This window comes from Nocardioides sp. (assembly GCF_035481145.1).
GTDB lineage: Bacteria > Actinomycetota > Actinomycetes > Propionibacteriales > Nocardioidaceae > Nocardioides.
The window spans coordinates 1-13548 of sequence record NZ_DATIHB010000024.1; the positions used below are offsets into that span (position 1 = coordinate 1).

Here is a 13548-nt window from a genome sequence, read left to right on the forward strand (position 1 = left end):
GTCCAGGACGGTGGGGAGCCTCAGGGAGTCGATCAGATGTCGGCGCCCAGCTCATCGTCGGTCGAGCCGTCGTCACCGTCGTACTGGACGTACTTGATGCCCTCCTCGACGCCGCCGTCGAAGCCGAGTCGGCCCTTCTCCAGGACGACGACGCGATCGCAGACGCGGCGGACCGAGCCCACGGAGTGGCTCACGTAGAAGAGCGTGCGGCCCTCCTCGCGGACCTCCTTGATCTTGGCCATGCACTTCTGGCGGAACGGCTTGTCGCCCACCGCCAGCACCTCGTCGGCCAGGAAGATGTCGGACTCCACGTGGATCGCGATCGCGAAGCCGAGGCGGGCATTCATGCCGGAGCTGTAGAAGCCGACCTCGGTGTCGATCTGGCGACCGATGTCGGCGAAGTCGATGATCGCGTCAAGCTTCCGCTTCGTCTCGGCCTCGCTCATCCCGAAGACGGCCGCGTTGAGGAAGATGTTCTCGCGGCCGGAGAGCTGCGGGTGGAAGCCGGCACCCGTGGCGATCAGGCCAGCGATGCGGCCGCGGGTGCGGATCGACCCGCTGTCGGGTCGCATCACGCCCTGCACCAGCTTGAGCAGGGTGCTCTTGCCCGAGCCGTTGAGGCCCATGAGGCCGATCGACTCGCCCTGCTTCACCTCGAAGCTCACGTCGTCGAGGGCCAGGAAGGTGTCGCGGACCTTCTGTCCCTTGGCCGAGGCCACCGCCATCTGCTTCATGGTGCGGTGGTAGTTGAGGGTGAACTTCTTGGAGACGTGATCGATCTGGATCGCTGTCGTCATGTCACACACGCTCCGGGACGCGGCGCTCGAGGCGGCTGAAGACGACCTGGCCGATGACCAGCAGCACCACGCCTGCGGCCAGTGCGATCAGGCCGTGCGTCATCAGGTTGTCGGGGAAATGGCTCTCGCTGATCCGTCCGGGGTCACTCGTCGTGCCGACCCAGAAGGCCCGCTGGAGGAGCAGGACGACATCGGCGATCGGGTTCGCCAGGTAGTACTCGAGGTAGTCCGGGATCGAGCCGGTGACCCGGGTGAAGGGGTACATCATCGGCACCGAGAAGCGGATGAAGTTGGTCAGGATCCCGACCAGCTGGCCGGTGTCTCGCCAGAGCACGTTGGCCACGCTCAGCATGAGCGCGACACCGGTGCCGACGGTCACCATGATCAGGGTCGCGAGCGCGAACGCCGCCACGCCCACCAGGTCCGGCTGCCATCCGTTGAAGAGGCAGATGACCACGAGCAGAAGGAGCGCCGGCCCGGCGTTGAGCAGCGAGACGAGCACCGTGGAGACCGGGAACATCTCCAGAGGGAGCGCCATCTTCTTCACGAACGCCTTGTTGCGCATGATCGAGCGCGTGCCGGCGTTGAAGGTCTCGGTGAAGAAGTGCACGGCGATCAGGCCAACGAACACGTGGATGGCGAACTGCTCGGTCTTGCCGGCCATCCCCATGATCTTGCCCATGACGAACCAGTAGATGAAGAGCTGCGTCAGCGGGTTGAAGTAGCTCCACAGCAGGCCCAGGAACGAGCCCGAGTAGCGCGCCGTGAGCTCCCGACGTACGAGCAGTCGCAGGAGATACTGCTTGCGACCGACAGCCAGGAGGCCGGACTCCCCCGCCGGGTCCACCAGCGGCAGGCTCGCATAGTCGGCCGTCACGGGCTCTCCTCGATGCCGAACGTGCGCGCCCATGCCTCCTGGGACGTGAACTCGTGGAGCTGCTCGCGGTAGGCCTGGGCGAGCGCCGGCCACTCGCGATAGAACCGGTCGTGCAGCTGCACCGTGCGCTTCATCTGCTCGCGGAAGAGCTCGGGGTCGCGGCGGTAGAGGGCCGCTGACGTGCCGTCGTTCATCGAGACAACCGCGGAGTCGAACTTCGCCAGCTGGTACCACTTCGCGTCCAGCGCCGGCACCTCGACCTCGGGGAACTCGCGCGCGAGCTCCCGCGGCGGACGGAGCTGTCGGAGGGGTGCCTTCGCCGCGGCCAGGAGCTGCGACTTGCGGCTGGGGACCTCGGAGATGCTCTTGCCCTTGTTGGCCTTGGCCCGGCGGACCGGCGGCAGCGCGTCACGGTCCGGGACGAGGACGGCGTCGGGGAACTCCTTGCGCAACGCGTTGATCTCGGCCAGACGCGTCGGCAGCATCTCGTGCAGGTGGCCCGGACCCCGGAGCACGTCCTCCATCGCCTGCAGCCGCAGCTCTGCAGTGGAGTACTGCATCGCCACGATGTGCGCGATCTGGTTGTTGAGGCTCTCCCGGAGAAGGCGACCGCCCCGCTTGAACGGCGAGTGGAGCAGCGCCGCGATGATCCGGTTGCGGTGGTGGAAGTACGACTGCCAGTCCAGCGCGTCGTTCTTGTCGGTCCACGGGACGTGCCAGACGGCTGCACCGGGCAGCGTCACCGTGGGGTACCCGGCGGCGCGGGCGCGCAGGCCGTACTCGGAGTCGTCCCACTTGATGAAGACCGGGAGCGAGAGGCCGATGTCGGCGATCACCGCGCGCGGGATCAGGCAGGAGTACCAGCCGTTGAAGTCGACGTCCCAGCGCTTGTGCAGCCAGCGCGCCGAGCGGATGTTGCGGGTCGAGAAGTCCCAGTGCTGGTAAGCGTCCGGGGGCGTCATCCAGAGGAAGCGCCACGGCTGGACGATCTCGCCAAAGCTGTGCAGCCGCGAGCGGGAGTAGATGTTGAACATCATGCCGCCGACGATCGTGGGCCGACGGCAGAGGTCGCCGAAGGTCACCTGGCGGATGATGCCCTCGGGCTCGCAGACGACGTCGTCGTCCATCATCAGCGCGTACGTCGCCGTGCCCTTGCGGACCGACTCCAGCTGGCCACGGGCGTAGCCGCCCGAGCCGCCCAGGTTGCCCTGCTGGATGATCCGGAGCTTGTCGCCCAGCGCCGCCTGCGCCGCGGGGTACTCGGCGTCGTCGACGACCAGCTTGGTGCCCTGCTCCATGACGAAGACCGTGTCGAGGTACTCCTTCAGGTCCGCGTCACCCAGCTGCTGCAGGAGGCGGGCGCACCAGTCGGGGCGGTTCATCGTGGTGATCGCCATGTCGACCGTGCCGTGCCCCGCACGCTCCTCGGGCACCTCGGCCGTCCACTGCGCCGAGACGGTGACGGGCTCGACGCCCGCGATGACGTCGTACCAGAGCCAGCCGCCGTCGACGAAGGAGTTGAGCGGGAGGTCGAAGGTGAAGGTCTCGGCCTCGTCGCCGGTGACGACCGCGTCGTCGATGCGCTGGCTGTTGCCGTTGGCCAGCGACTTGTTGACGACCACGTGGCCACCACGGCCGGCGAGGGTCACCTCGAGGCGGACCTGGTCGACGATCGTGTAGCGACGCCAGTACGACGCGGGGAACCCGTTGAAGACCGATCCGAAGGAGACGCTCTGCCCGGCGAGCACCTTGAACGTGGTCCGGTCCAGGAGCTGGTCGACGGCGACCCGGCGTCCGGTGCCGGTCGCCTGACGGATCTGCGCCGCATTGAGGGCCTTCGCCGCATCGTTGCCGCCGACGACGTACTTGTCCTCGTCGAGGCGCGCGTCCTCGAGGTCGACGTAGAGCGGCATGACCTCGAGGTCACGGTCGAGCGGCAGGATCTGCCGCATCAGCATCCGACGGCTCATGCGTCGACACCGCCCGACTTCAGCTCCGCGCCATCGGCGAAGTGGGGCTTGATCTTGTTGTCGTACATCGACAGGGCTGAGGCGATCGCCATGTGCATGTCGAGGTACTTGTAGGTGCCGAGGCGGCCACCGAAGAGCACCATCGGCTCCTTGTTGGCCAGGTCGCGGTACTTCAGCAGCTTCTCGCGGTCCTCGGCGGTGTTGATCGGGTAGTAGGGCTCGTCGCCCTCCTCCGCGAAGCGGCTGTACTCGCGCACGACCAGCGTCTTGCCCTTGGTGTACGACGAGGCGCGCTCGGGGTGGAGGTGCTTGAACTCGAGCTCGCGCGTGAAGGGGACCTCCGGGTCGTTGGCGTTGACCACGCCGGTGCCCTGGTAGTCGTCGACGTCGATGATCTCCTGCTCGAGGTCGACGGTGCGCCACGAGAGGCGGCCCTCGGAGTTGCCGAAGTACTCGTCGACCGGGCCGGTGTAGACGACCGGGACCTTGCCCTTGAACTCCGCGTTGACCTCGGGGTCGAGGAAGTCGACGTTCAGCCGGACCTCGATGTTGGGGTGGTCGGCCATGCGGGTCAGCCAGGCGGTGTAGCCGTCGGTCGGGAGACCCTCGTAGGTGTCGTTGAAGTAGCGGTTGTCGAAGTTGTAGCGGACCGGGAGGCGCGTGATGATCGCAGCGTCCAGCTCGGTCGGGTCGGTCTGCCACTGCTTCGCGGTGTAGCCCTTGATGAACGCCTCGTAGAGCGGGCGGCCGATCAGCGAGATCGCCTTCTCCTCGAGGTTCTTCGCGTCCTCGGTGTTGATCTCGGAGGCCTGCTCCGCGATGAGCGCCCGCGCCTCGTCCGGGGTGTGGCTCTTGCCGAAGAAGCTGTTGATCAGGGCGAGGTTCATCGGCAAGGAGTAGACCTGCCCCTTGTACTTGCCGAAGACCTTGTGCTGGTAGTTGGTGAACGAGGTGAAACGGTTGACGTACTCCCAGACCCGCTCGTTGGAGGTGTGGAAGAGGTGCGTGCCGTACTTGTGCACCTCGATGCCGGTCTCCTCGTCGAACTCCGAGTAGGCGTTGCCACCCAGGTGGGAGCGGCGCTCGAGGATGAGCACCTTGAGGTCGAGCTCGGCGGCGCAGCGCTCCGCGAGGGTCAGGCCGAAGAAGCCGGCGCCGACAACGACGAGATCAGGCTGGGTCACGATTCTCCTGGGGTTCGCGGCGCAGGCGCACGCCGATCGGGCGTGAGTCTAGCGAGGCGGAGGCAGGGCGGACGGGGACGACGCGGGGTCGAGGTGACGCATCTCGCCTGCGGAGCGGATGGCCTTGATCACGTTGGCCGCCTCGCCCCGGCCGCCGCGGAGCGGGCTGAGCAGGACGACCATCAACACGATCAGCCACGGCTTGAGCCGGACCAGGACGTTGCCGCCGTAGCGGAAGTGGACGACGAAGAGGTTCCGGTACATGTAGAACCCCTTCCAGGTGTCGAGCGCGTGCTGCTGGTTGAAGTCCAGCTGACGCACCAGCACCGCGTCGCGCACGCAGACGATCGGGAAGCCGGCCTTCCGCGCACGCACCGCGAAGTCGACGTCGTCGTAGAAGATGAAGAACGACGGGTCGGGCAGGCCGATCGCGGCGATCACGTCGCGGCGGACCATGAAGCCCTCGAACGCGACGTTCTCGACCTCGACCTCCGCCGGCATCTCCGCGCGGGTGGCGTACGTCGAGTCGACGCTCGCCGTCTTCGGCTTGATGGCGAGCGGGTTGTCCAGGTCGAAGCGGACGGCGGACTTCTCGACGAGCCGCCCCTGCAGGTCCTCGCGGACGGCCATCTGGCAGGGGCCGCGGTGGGCGACCATCACCTCGAGGAAGTCGGGCGCGGGCACCACGTCGTCGTCCATGAGCAGGATCCGGTCGTGGCCCGCGTCGTACGCCTGCAGCATGCCGAGATGGAAGCCACCTGCACCGCCGAGGTTCGCGCCCGTGGTGGTGACCGTCATCGGCAGGTCGGTGCGCGCGTCGAGGACGGCCCGGGTGTCGTCGGTGCTCGCGTTGTCGATGACGAAGATCGCGTCGGCGGGCCGGGTCTGCGCGGCGAGGCCGTCGAGCATCCCGGTGAGCATCGCCGAGCGGTTGTAGGTGACGACGACGACCGCGACGCTCTCGTGCACGCCGCTCACGCGAGGAACCGCCGGTGGCCCGTGAAGTCGTTGCGCACCCCGGCGGCGATGCCCTGCGCGCTCAGCCTCAGCCGCCTCGCGCTCGGCCGCGTGAACGCATAGAACCAGACCGTCTTGAGGACGAAGGCGAGCACGAAGAGCCAGCCGCGGTAGTCGCGCAGGTTGACCACGTTGTTGCGGGCCATGCAGTAGTGCTTCAGGTCGCTCGGGGTGTGGTTGTAGGTGGTGCGCCCGAAGAGCATCGGCGTGCCGAGCTGGCCCACCGAGGGGTGGCGCACAGCAGCGTCCGTGACCGTGGCGATCCGCGCACCTGCCTTCTCGGCACGGAGGCGGTACTCGTGGTCGTCGCCCCAGATGAAGAACTCCGCGCGGGGGTAGCCGATCTTCTCGACCAGCGCTCGGGTCACGAGGATCCCGTTGAAGGGGATCACGATGTCGTCGAGCCGACCGTCGCGCGCCGCGCGGGAGACGGCGGCCCGATCGTGCACGACCGAGGTGCCGCCGGGAAGGCGGATCGGGAAGACCAGCCGCTCGGGGTCGTCCTCGTCGACGACGACGGGACCCCAGAAGTCGAGGTCGCCGTGTTGGAGGAGGGTGCGCAGGCAGTCGACGTCGGGCAGGCCGTCGTCGTCCATCAGCCAGACCAGGTCGGCGTCCGTGCCCTCGATCGCGGCCGCGAGCCCGTCGTGGAACCCGCCCGCTCCCCCGGTGTTGCTGGTCAGCAGGTGCGCGTGCACCGGGGTGCCGGGCTCCTTCTCGGCGGCGGCGAGCCAGGCCGGCGTACCGTCCGTGGAGGCGTTGTCGACCACGATGATCCGGTCGAGTCCGGCGATCTCCCGCAGCCTCGGGATGAGCCGCTGCAGGAGCCCCACGCGGTTGAAGGTGACGACGACCGCCACGATGCGGGGGGCGGCGGGCGTCGGCGTCACGGCGTACACCCTAGGGCGTCAGCAGGCCGACGAGAGGTCGGTGCTCTCGTTGGCGGCGTAGCCCGCCTCGCGCGTGCCGATGGAGCCGCCGCGCTGGGTCTCACCGTTGGGTGCCTTCGAGGCCGACGGCAGGACGGCCTTGCCGCGCGGCTTGCCCGCCTTGCCCTCCGCCTTGTCGATCGCGCGCTCGACCTTGTCGTGGATGAAGTCCATGTCGGGGTTCGCCGTGTCGCGCACCAGCGGCGGGACGAGCGAGAGCGTCGAGATCCGCTGCGACCGCGCCTTCATCGCCAACGGCACGAGCTTGCCGAAGTCGCCGGCGGGGACGTTGGTCTCGATCATGCCGCTGGTGGCCTTGCTGATCGCACCGAACTTGCGCACGATCGTGGTGGGGCTGACCTGCTGCGCGAGCGCGTTGACGACGCACTTCTGCCGGGCCATGCGGGAGTAGTCGTCGGAGTCGTGCCGGGCACGGGCGTACCAGAGCGCCTCGAAGCCGTTGAGCTTGCGGTAGCCGGGCTTGAGGTGGGTGTAGAAGCTGTCGCCGGGGATGCCGACCGGGATCGGCTCGCGGACGTGGAGCTTGACGCCGCCGACGGCGTTGACCACGTCCTTGAACCCCTGGAGGTTGACCATCGCCCAGTAGTTGATCTTCAGGCCGGTGATGCCCTCGACCGCCATCACGGTCGCGTCGACACCGACGTCCTGGGAGTCCTCGGGGAAGAGGGTCTTGTGGTCGCCGGCCCAGGTGGCGACGCCGTTGAGGTAGCAGCCCTCGCAGTCGAACCCGTCGGGGAACTGCTCGTCCATGACCGACCCGGGCGCGAAGTCGAAGTTCGCCATGTTGCGCGGCAGGCCGATGAGGACCGTGCGGCCGGTCTCGGCGTCGACGCTGGCGACCTGGAGCGAGTCGGGGCGCAGGCCCCAGCGGCCGGCGCCGGAGTCGCCACCGAGCAGGAGGACGTTGTAGCGGCCGTCGTTGGCACTGCCGTCGCCACCGTGGCCCGACGCAGCGAGCAGGGCGACCCGGCTGGCACCGACGAGATGGGCGCCGAAGAGGAGGGAGCCCGCCACCGCGAAGGTGAGGACGGCGTTCAGACCGGTCATCGCCAGGCGGTGGTTCTTGATCAGGGTGAGCGGCTGGCCGAGGCGCCAGGCGTCGACGAGCAGGAGGAACCAGCCGATGGCGCCGGCGATCAGGCCGAGGCGGAGCAGCCCGAGCACCCAGGGCTGGATGAACAGGAAGACGAACCCGCTCCATGCGAGCGTGATCAGGCCGACGAGGAGTCCGAAGCCAGCCAGGAGAATGACGACGCGGAGGGCGATCCGGCCGACCTTGCGGTTGCCCGCGACCAGCTGTGCCGAGCCGGGGAGCACCAGGGTCATCACCATGAGGGTGATCGCGCGGCGGAAGCGGATCCGCGCCGCGCGCTCGTGCTCACGACTGCTCAGGTGCGACCCGGGGGGAAGGACGGGCGGCATCGGACGCCTTTCTCATCGGCGGGGGAAGTTGTCGCCCAGTATCACCAGTCACACCTGTCACTCCCGACGCGGCGCGCCGGGCAGCACCGGACAGTCGATCCGCCTCAGGAGCCGTCGCGCGCCTTGAGGATCTCGGCCTTCCCGGCGAGCCGGTGCGCACGCCGGATCTCGGCCTCGCGCTGGCGGCGTACCTCGTCCGGGTTCTCCGGCTGGAAGCCCGGGATCCTGCGCGCGTGTCCGTTGGCGTCAACGGCGACGAAGACGAGGTACGCCGAGGCGACGTGCACCGAGGCGTTCGGGGCGTCCCAGGGCTCCGCCTCGACGCGGACCCCGATCTCCATCGACGACGATCCCGCCCAGTTCACCTGCGAGTAGGTGCGCAGGATGTCGCCGACGTGGACGGGGCGCAGGAAGGCCATCTCGTCCATCGCAGCCGTCACCGCGAGCCCACCACTGTGGCGCTGGGCGACAGCACCCGCCGTCGAGTCGACGAGCTTCATGATCTCGCCACCGTGGACGTTGCCGTGGAGGTTGGCCCGGGTGCGCTCCATCACCATGGCCAGCGCCACGCGGGAGTACGACGCAGGCAGGGTCCCCAGCTGAAGCTCGCTCATGGCACCGCACGGTAGCGTCTGGGGCCATGGCAGAGCGGCGCGAACCTCCCAAGCCGGGCACGCCGGAGTATCGCTGGCTCTACGGCGACCCCGACGAGACCCGCGCCACTGACGTCGGCGGCGGACAGAAGCGCCCGATCCCGCAGTCCGACGAGACCCGGGTCATGCCGGTCGTCCTGCCACCCGAGCGGAGCCGTCCGCAGCGGCCCCAGCGCCCCGCGCCCGAGCGGCCCGGCGCCTACGAGCCGCCGGCGCCGCCGCGACGCCCGACCGCTCCCCCGGCCCGCCCCGAGCCGGCCCGGGGACCCCGGAAGCGGGGCTCGTGGAAGCGCCGCATCATGGTCGTGCTGCTGGCGTGGATCGCGTTCCTGGTCATCACTCCCCTGCTGGCGATGCAGAAGGTCGAGGAGGTCGCGTCCTTCCCCAGCGGCGACCGGCCCGCCGAGCAGCCGGGCACGACGTACCTCGTGCTGGGGTCGGACAAGGCCGACGGCCTCACCGAGGCGCAGAAGCGGGCGATCCGTGCCGGCGCCCGTTCGACCGCGCGCACCGACAGCATCATGCTGCTCCACATCGGCGCCGGCCCCGACCTGCTGATGTCCATCCCGCGCGACTCGATCGTCGCCGTCCCCGGCCACGGCACCACCAAGATCAACGCCGCCTATGCGTACGGCGGGCCGAAGCTGCTCGTGCAGACGATCGAGCAGAACACCGGGGTCCGCATCGACGACGTGATCCAGATCGGCTTCGGCGGCTTCGTCGACGTGGTCGATGCCGTTGGCGGCATCGAGATCTGTCCCGACAAGCGCATGGACGACCGCGACGCCCGCCTCCACATCAAGAAGGGGTGCCAGGAGGTCGACGGCCTGACCGCCCTCGCCTACGCCCGTTCCCGCCACGCACAGCAGCTCGGCGACCTCGACCGCGCGCGCCACCAGCGCGAGGTGGTCAACGCCGTCGGCAAGAAGGCCGTCTCTCCGTGGTCGGTGCTGAACCCGGTCCGCTACTGGAGGCTCACCAACGCCGGCGCCTCGACGCTCACCGTCTCCGAGGGCACCGGCCCCTGGGCGCTCGGCCGCTTCGCGCTGGCGATGACCAGCCCCGACCTGAGTTGCGGCGTCCCGATCTCCGACCTCGCCGTGCACTGGGACGCCGAGCGCTCGAAGCGCATGTTCCGGCTGATCCGCGAGGACCGCACCGACGAGGTGGGCAAGGCGCTCTGCACGGAGTCCGGCCTCCCCCGCTGACTACACCTGAGCCAGGCGGCCGCCTTGCGCCGAAATTCGGGCCGACACACCGACACCTCCAGCGTGTTGACCCGGGCCGGGTGAAGGCCGGCCTGTGGATGAGCGGTCGCCCCTCAGCCCGGGCCTGACGAGGCTGACATCATGAAGAAGGAGCCCCTGCCCGCACCCGAGGCACTACGCCTGCTCGGCGGGGTCGCGTCGCGGTCCGCGGTCATCCCGATCAGCTCACGGCGCCGGCTGCGCACTGCCCTCGCGCACGGCACGATCGTCCGGGTCCCCGGCCGCGACCTCGTTTCCCTGCCGCCTGACCACGCGGCACAGGCAGTTGCTCTCGCGATCGGCGGGATCGTCTCTCACACCTCTGCGGCGCGCGCTCACGGCTGGGAAGTGCTCGAGCTTCCTGAGCGCCCGATCATCACGATCGACCCGCGCGTTGCGCCGTCCGATGAGGCCGACGCGACCGCGGACGTCGTCGTACGCCGGGTGCCCGTCCGCGACCTCGACGGGATGCGGACCTCGCCCTTACGCACCGTTCTCGACTGCGCCCGTGACCTGACGTTCGCTGCGGCCCTGACGGTGGCGGACAGCGCCCTGCGCGACGGTGTAGTGACGTACGACGAGATGCTCGCGGCCGCCACCACTGTCCCCCGCGGCGACCGCGAACGCGTGCGCAGGGTGCTCACGCACGCAGACGGTCGAGCCGCCAACCCCTTCGAGTCCGAACTGCGCGCACACTGCATCGAGGTCGGGATCGAGGTTGTCGCTCAGTGGGAGGTCAGGGCCGCTGGCCTGACCCTGCACCCTGACCTGGCCAACCCGCTGCTGGGCATCGTGATCGAGGCGGACTCGTGGGCACATCACGGCCCGCCTGAGAATGCGAAACCGCCCGACACGCCGTGCGTCACGGCGTATCGGGCGGCTATCCAGAGCACGGCGGTCGCCCGCCCTCGGGATCAGCGCGGGATGACGTCGCCCGACTTCAGGAAGCGGGAGATGATCTCCTTCATGATCTCGGAGGTGCCCGCGTAGATCTGCGAGATGCGCAGGTCGGCCCAGGCGCGGGCGACGGGGTACTCGTTCATGTAGCCGTAGCCGCCGTGCAACTGGAGGCACATGTCTGCGACCTTCTGTGCGCGCTCCGAGCACCAGAGCTTGACCATCGCGGCCGACTCGATGTCGAGCTCGCCCTTGATGTGGCGCTCGATGCACTCGTCGAGGAAGGCACGCGCGACGCGCGCCTCGGTGGCGATCTCGGCGAGCTTGAACTTGGTGTTCTGGAACTTGCCGATCGCCTTGCCGAAGGCCTGGCGGTTCTCGGTGTACTCGAGCGTGAGGTCGAGCAGGGCCTCCATGGCCGCGACGTTCGACGTGGCGACGATCAGGCGCTCCTGCGGCAGCTGCATCATCAGCTGGATGAAGCCCTGGCCCTCCTCGGCGCCGAGCAGGTTGCCCTGCGGCACGCGGCAGTCCTCGAAGAAGAGCTCCGAGGTGTCCTGGCCCTTCATGCCGATCTTGTCGAGGACCCGACCGCGGCCGAAGCCCGGGGTGGACGTCGGGACGACGATCAGGGAGATGCCGGCAGCGGCCTCCTCCGGGTTCGTCTTCGCGACCACCACGACGACGTCCGCCTGGGCGCCGTTGGTGATGAAGGTCTTCGAGCCGTTGATGACGTAGTCGTCGCCATCCTTGAGCGCCTTCGTCTTCACGTTCTGCAGGTCCGAGCCGGTGCCCGGCTCGGTCATGGCGATCGCAGCGACGGCCTCGCCGGAGGCGAGCTTCGGCAGCCACTCCGCCTTGATCGCGTCCGAGCCGTAGGCCTCGATGTAGTGGGCCACGATGCCGGAGTGGAGGGAAGCGCCCCACGAGGAGTCACCGGCGTACGCCTGCTCCTCGATCAGGATCGCCTCGTGCGCGAACGTGCCGCCACCGCCGCCGTTCTCCTCCTTGATGGAGGTGCACAGCAGGCCGAGCGCTCCGGCCTTGCTCCACAGGTCGCGGTCGACCTGCTTGTTGGCGATGTAGTTCTCGACGTTCGGCTTGATCTCCTTCTCGCAGAAGGTGCGCGCGAGGTCGCGGAAGTCCTTGAGGTCCTCGTCCATCCAGCGGGACACGGGGCGAGCCATGGGTCCGTCCTTCACACAACTAGGGATGGGTACACGGTGTACCCCGACGGCAGGATCATCGCACGAAACCGAGGTAAGTGGTACACCGTGTCCCCGGTGTAGGTTCTCCTCTCATGACGGCGCAGAAGTGGGAGGACACCACCGCGGCCCGGCGTGCGAGCAGCCGCCAGGGGCACCGTGCCCCGGTGCGTGACCGGATCATCCAGGCAGCGGCAGTGGCGATCGAAGAGAACGGTCCCGACGCAGCCACGAGCCAGATCGCCGAGCTGGCCGGCGTCGCACGCCCGCACGTCTACCGGCACTTCTCCAGCAAGGAGGAGCTGCTCCAGGAGGTCGCCCGGTACGCCGCGGGGTCGCTGAAGGACCGCGTCCTGCCGGCGCTGGAGGCCAACGGCGACGCCGTCGACTGGATCCGCGAACCGGTCAAGCAGGCCGTGGAGTGGGCGTCTGAGAACCCCGGCCTCTTCCTCTTCCTGATGGGCCGCAACCAGGCGCGCGACCTGCAGCGGGGCCGTGCCGGACGCAGCCACTTCCTCGGCAAGATCGTCGAGGCTGCCGAGGCCCACCTGGCGGCCGTCGGCACCGTGGGCACCGCCGGCGTTCCGCTCGACGCGCTCTTCTCCGGCCTCAAGGGCATGGTCGACACGAGCATCGTCTGGTGGGTCCGCCACCAGGACGAGGAGCGCGACGCGCTCGTCGACCGGCTCTCGCGCCAGGTCGGGCTCATCGTCCAGAGCGGACTCGCCGAGCACGGCATCGCGGTCGACGAGACCGGCGTGGTCTCGAAGTTCGCCTGAGGCGTCGCTCAGGAGGGGTCAGAAGCCGAGGCGGGGCTTCCCGGCAGCGTGGTCACGGACGACCTTGCCCTTGGCGTGCGCCTGCTCGGACAGGTCCGCGGCGTACGCCTCGAGCCTCTCCTGCAGCGCCGCGTCGGAGGTGCCGAGGATGCGCGCGGCAAGGATGCCGGCGTTCTTGGCGTTGCCGATGGCGACGGTGGCGACCGGGATGCCGGCCGGCATCTGCACGATCGAGAGGAGCGAGTCCATGCCGTCGAGGTACTTCAGCGGCACGGGCACACCGATCACGGGCAGCGGCGTCAGCGAGGCGAGCATGCCGGGCAGGTGGGCTGCTCCCCCGGCGCCGGCGATGATCGCCTTCAACCCGCGGCCCGCCGCGGCCTTGCCGTACTCCACCATCTCGACCGGCATCCGGTGCGCGGAGACGACGTCGGCCTCCCACGCGACACCGAACTCCGTCAGTACGTCGGCGGCCGCCTGCATCGTCGGCCAGTCCGAGTCGGAGCCCATGACGATGCCGACCAGGGGGTTGCTCTGAGTCACGGTCATT

13 protein-coding genes are annotated in these 13548 nt (G+C 68.9%); 3 read left to right on the forward strand and 10 right to left on the reverse strand.

Annotated elements, in window-relative coordinates:
* Positions 1-32: 32 nt before the first annotated feature.
* The 8 genes from VLF38_RS02075 to VLF38_RS02110 all read right to left on the reverse strand — a co-directional run bounded on the left by VLF38_RS02075 (position 33) and on the right by VLF38_RS02110 (position 8831).
* Positions 33-797 carry an ABC transporter ATP-binding protein gene (locus VLF38_RS02075; protein WP_325269631.1) on the reverse strand — a complete coding sequence of 255 codons (765 nt, stop codon included), beginning with the start codon at positions 795-797 and terminating at the stop codon, positions 33-35.
* 1 nt (position 798) lies between these two features.
* Positions 799-1674, reverse strand: a complete 876-nt coding sequence (locus VLF38_RS02080) for an ABC transporter permease (protein ID WP_325269632.1) — start codon at positions 1672-1674, stop codon at positions 799-801.
* The gene (locus VLF38_RS02085) at positions 1671-3644 is read right to left on the reverse strand and encodes a glycosyltransferase (RefSeq protein ID WP_325269633.1); all 1974 of its coding nucleotides are present in this window, start codon (positions 3642-3644) and stop codon (positions 1671-1673) included. Before VLF38_RS02085 ends, VLF38_RS02080 begins: the two co-directional genes overlap by 4 nt.
* A complete protein-coding gene (glf, locus tag VLF38_RS02090; protein ID WP_325269634.1) occupies positions 3641-4828 on the reverse strand; it encodes a UDP-galactopyranose mutase in 1188 nt (395 codons plus the stop codon). Before glf ends, VLF38_RS02085 begins: the two co-directional genes overlap by 4 nt.
* Positions 4829-4876: 48 nt before the next feature.
* Entirely contained in the window at positions 4877-5806 is a 930-nt protein-coding gene (locus tag VLF38_RS02095) for a glycosyltransferase family 2 protein (RefSeq protein WP_325269635.1), read from the reverse strand.
* Positions 5803-6735 (reverse strand): glycosyltransferase family 2 protein, encoded by a 933-nt coding sequence (locus VLF38_RS02100; protein ID WP_325269636.1) that lies wholly within the window; start codon positions 6733-6735, stop codon positions 5803-5805. The genes VLF38_RS02095 and VLF38_RS02100 overlap by 4 nt, the downstream gene beginning before the upstream one ends.
* Before the next feature lie 18 nt (positions 6736-6753).
* The gene (locus VLF38_RS02105; RefSeq protein ID WP_325269637.1) at positions 6754-8217 is read right to left on the reverse strand and encodes an LCP family protein; all 1464 of its coding nucleotides are present in this window, start codon (positions 8215-8217) and stop codon (positions 6754-6756) included.
* Positions 8218-8321: 104 nt separating this feature from the next.
* Positions 8322-8831, reverse strand: coding sequence for an acyl-CoA thioesterase (locus tag VLF38_RS02110; RefSeq protein WP_325269638.1), 510 nt, complete (start codon positions 8829-8831; stop codon positions 8322-8324).
* Between the two features lie 26 nt (positions 8832-8857).
* Here VLF38_RS02110 and VLF38_RS02115 point away from each other — a divergent pair, with 26 nt between their 5' ends.
* Both VLF38_RS02115 and VLF38_RS02120 read left to right on the forward strand, forming a co-directional pair.
* On the forward strand, positions 8858-10078 hold the full coding sequence (locus VLF38_RS02115; protein ID WP_325269639.1) for an LCP family protein: 1221 nt from the start codon (positions 8858-8860) through the stop codon (positions 10076-10078).
* A 141-nt stretch (positions 10079-10219) separates the two neighbouring features.
* Complete coding sequence (locus VLF38_RS02120) at positions 10220-11107, forward strand: hypothetical protein (RefSeq protein WP_325269640.1); 888 nt, start codon at positions 10220-10222, stop codon at positions 11105-11107.
* On the opposite strand, the gene VLF38_RS02125 is transcribed toward VLF38_RS02120, so the two are convergent.
* Complete coding sequence (locus tag VLF38_RS02125) at positions 11032-12201, reverse strand: acyl-CoA dehydrogenase family protein (RefSeq protein WP_325269641.1); 1170 nt, start codon at positions 12199-12201, stop codon at positions 11032-11034. The two genes, VLF38_RS02120 and VLF38_RS02125, sit on opposite strands and share 76 nt — an antisense overlap.
* Positions 12202-12314: 113 nt before the next feature.
* Here VLF38_RS02125 and VLF38_RS02130 point away from each other — a divergent pair, with 113 nt between their 5' ends.
* Positions 12315-12998 (forward strand): TetR/AcrR family transcriptional regulator, encoded by a 684-nt coding sequence (locus VLF38_RS02130; RefSeq protein WP_325269642.1) that lies wholly within the window; start codon positions 12315-12317, stop codon positions 12996-12998.
* Positions 12999-13016: 18 nt separating this feature from the next.
* Here VLF38_RS02130 and purE read toward each other — a convergent pair whose 3' ends face one another.
* Complete coding sequence (gene purE, locus VLF38_RS02135; RefSeq protein ID WP_325269678.1) at positions 13017-13508, reverse strand: 5-(carboxyamino)imidazole ribonucleotide mutase; 492 nt, start codon at positions 13506-13508, stop codon at positions 13017-13019.
* Between the last annotated feature and the right edge of the window lie 40 nt (positions 13509-13548).

Excerpts from the sequence above, each read along its gene's own strand:
- VLF38_RS02130 (WP_325269642.1), top strand. The coding sequence starts at position 12,315 with ATGACGGCGCAGAAGTGGGAGGACACCACCGCGGCCCGGCGTGCGAGC.
- VLF38_RS02115 (WP_325269639.1), top strand. The coding sequence starts at position 8,858 with ATGGCAGAGCGGCGCGAACCTCCCAAGCCGGGCACGCCGGAGTATCGC.
- VLF38_RS02110 (WP_325269638.1), bottom strand. The coding sequence starts at position 8,831 with ATGAGCGAGCTTCAGCTGGGGACCCTGCCTGCGTCGTACTCCCGCGTG.
- VLF38_RS02120 (WP_325269640.1), top strand. The coding sequence starts at position 10,220 with ATGAAGAAGGAGCCCCTGCCCGCACCCGAGGCACTACGCCTGCTCGGC.
- VLF38_RS02105 (WP_325269637.1), bottom strand. The coding sequence starts at position 8,217 with ATGCCGCCCGTCCTTCCCCCCGGGTCGCACCTGAGCAGTCGTGAGCAC.
- VLF38_RS02085 (WP_325269633.1), bottom strand. The coding sequence starts at position 3,644 with ATGAGCCGTCGGATGCTGATGCGGCAGATCCTGCCGCTCGACCGTGAC.
- VLF38_RS02125 (WP_325269641.1), bottom strand. The coding sequence starts at position 12,201 with ATGGCTCGCCCCGTGTCCCGCTGGATGGACGAGGACCTCAAGGACTTC.
- VLF38_RS02075 (WP_325269631.1), bottom strand. The coding sequence starts at position 797 with ATGACGACAGCGATCCAGATCGATCACGTCTCCAAGAAGTTCACCCTC.
- purE (WP_325269678.1), bottom strand. The coding sequence starts at position 13,508 with ATGGGCTCCGACTCGGACTGGCCGACGATGCAGGCGGCCGCCGACGTA.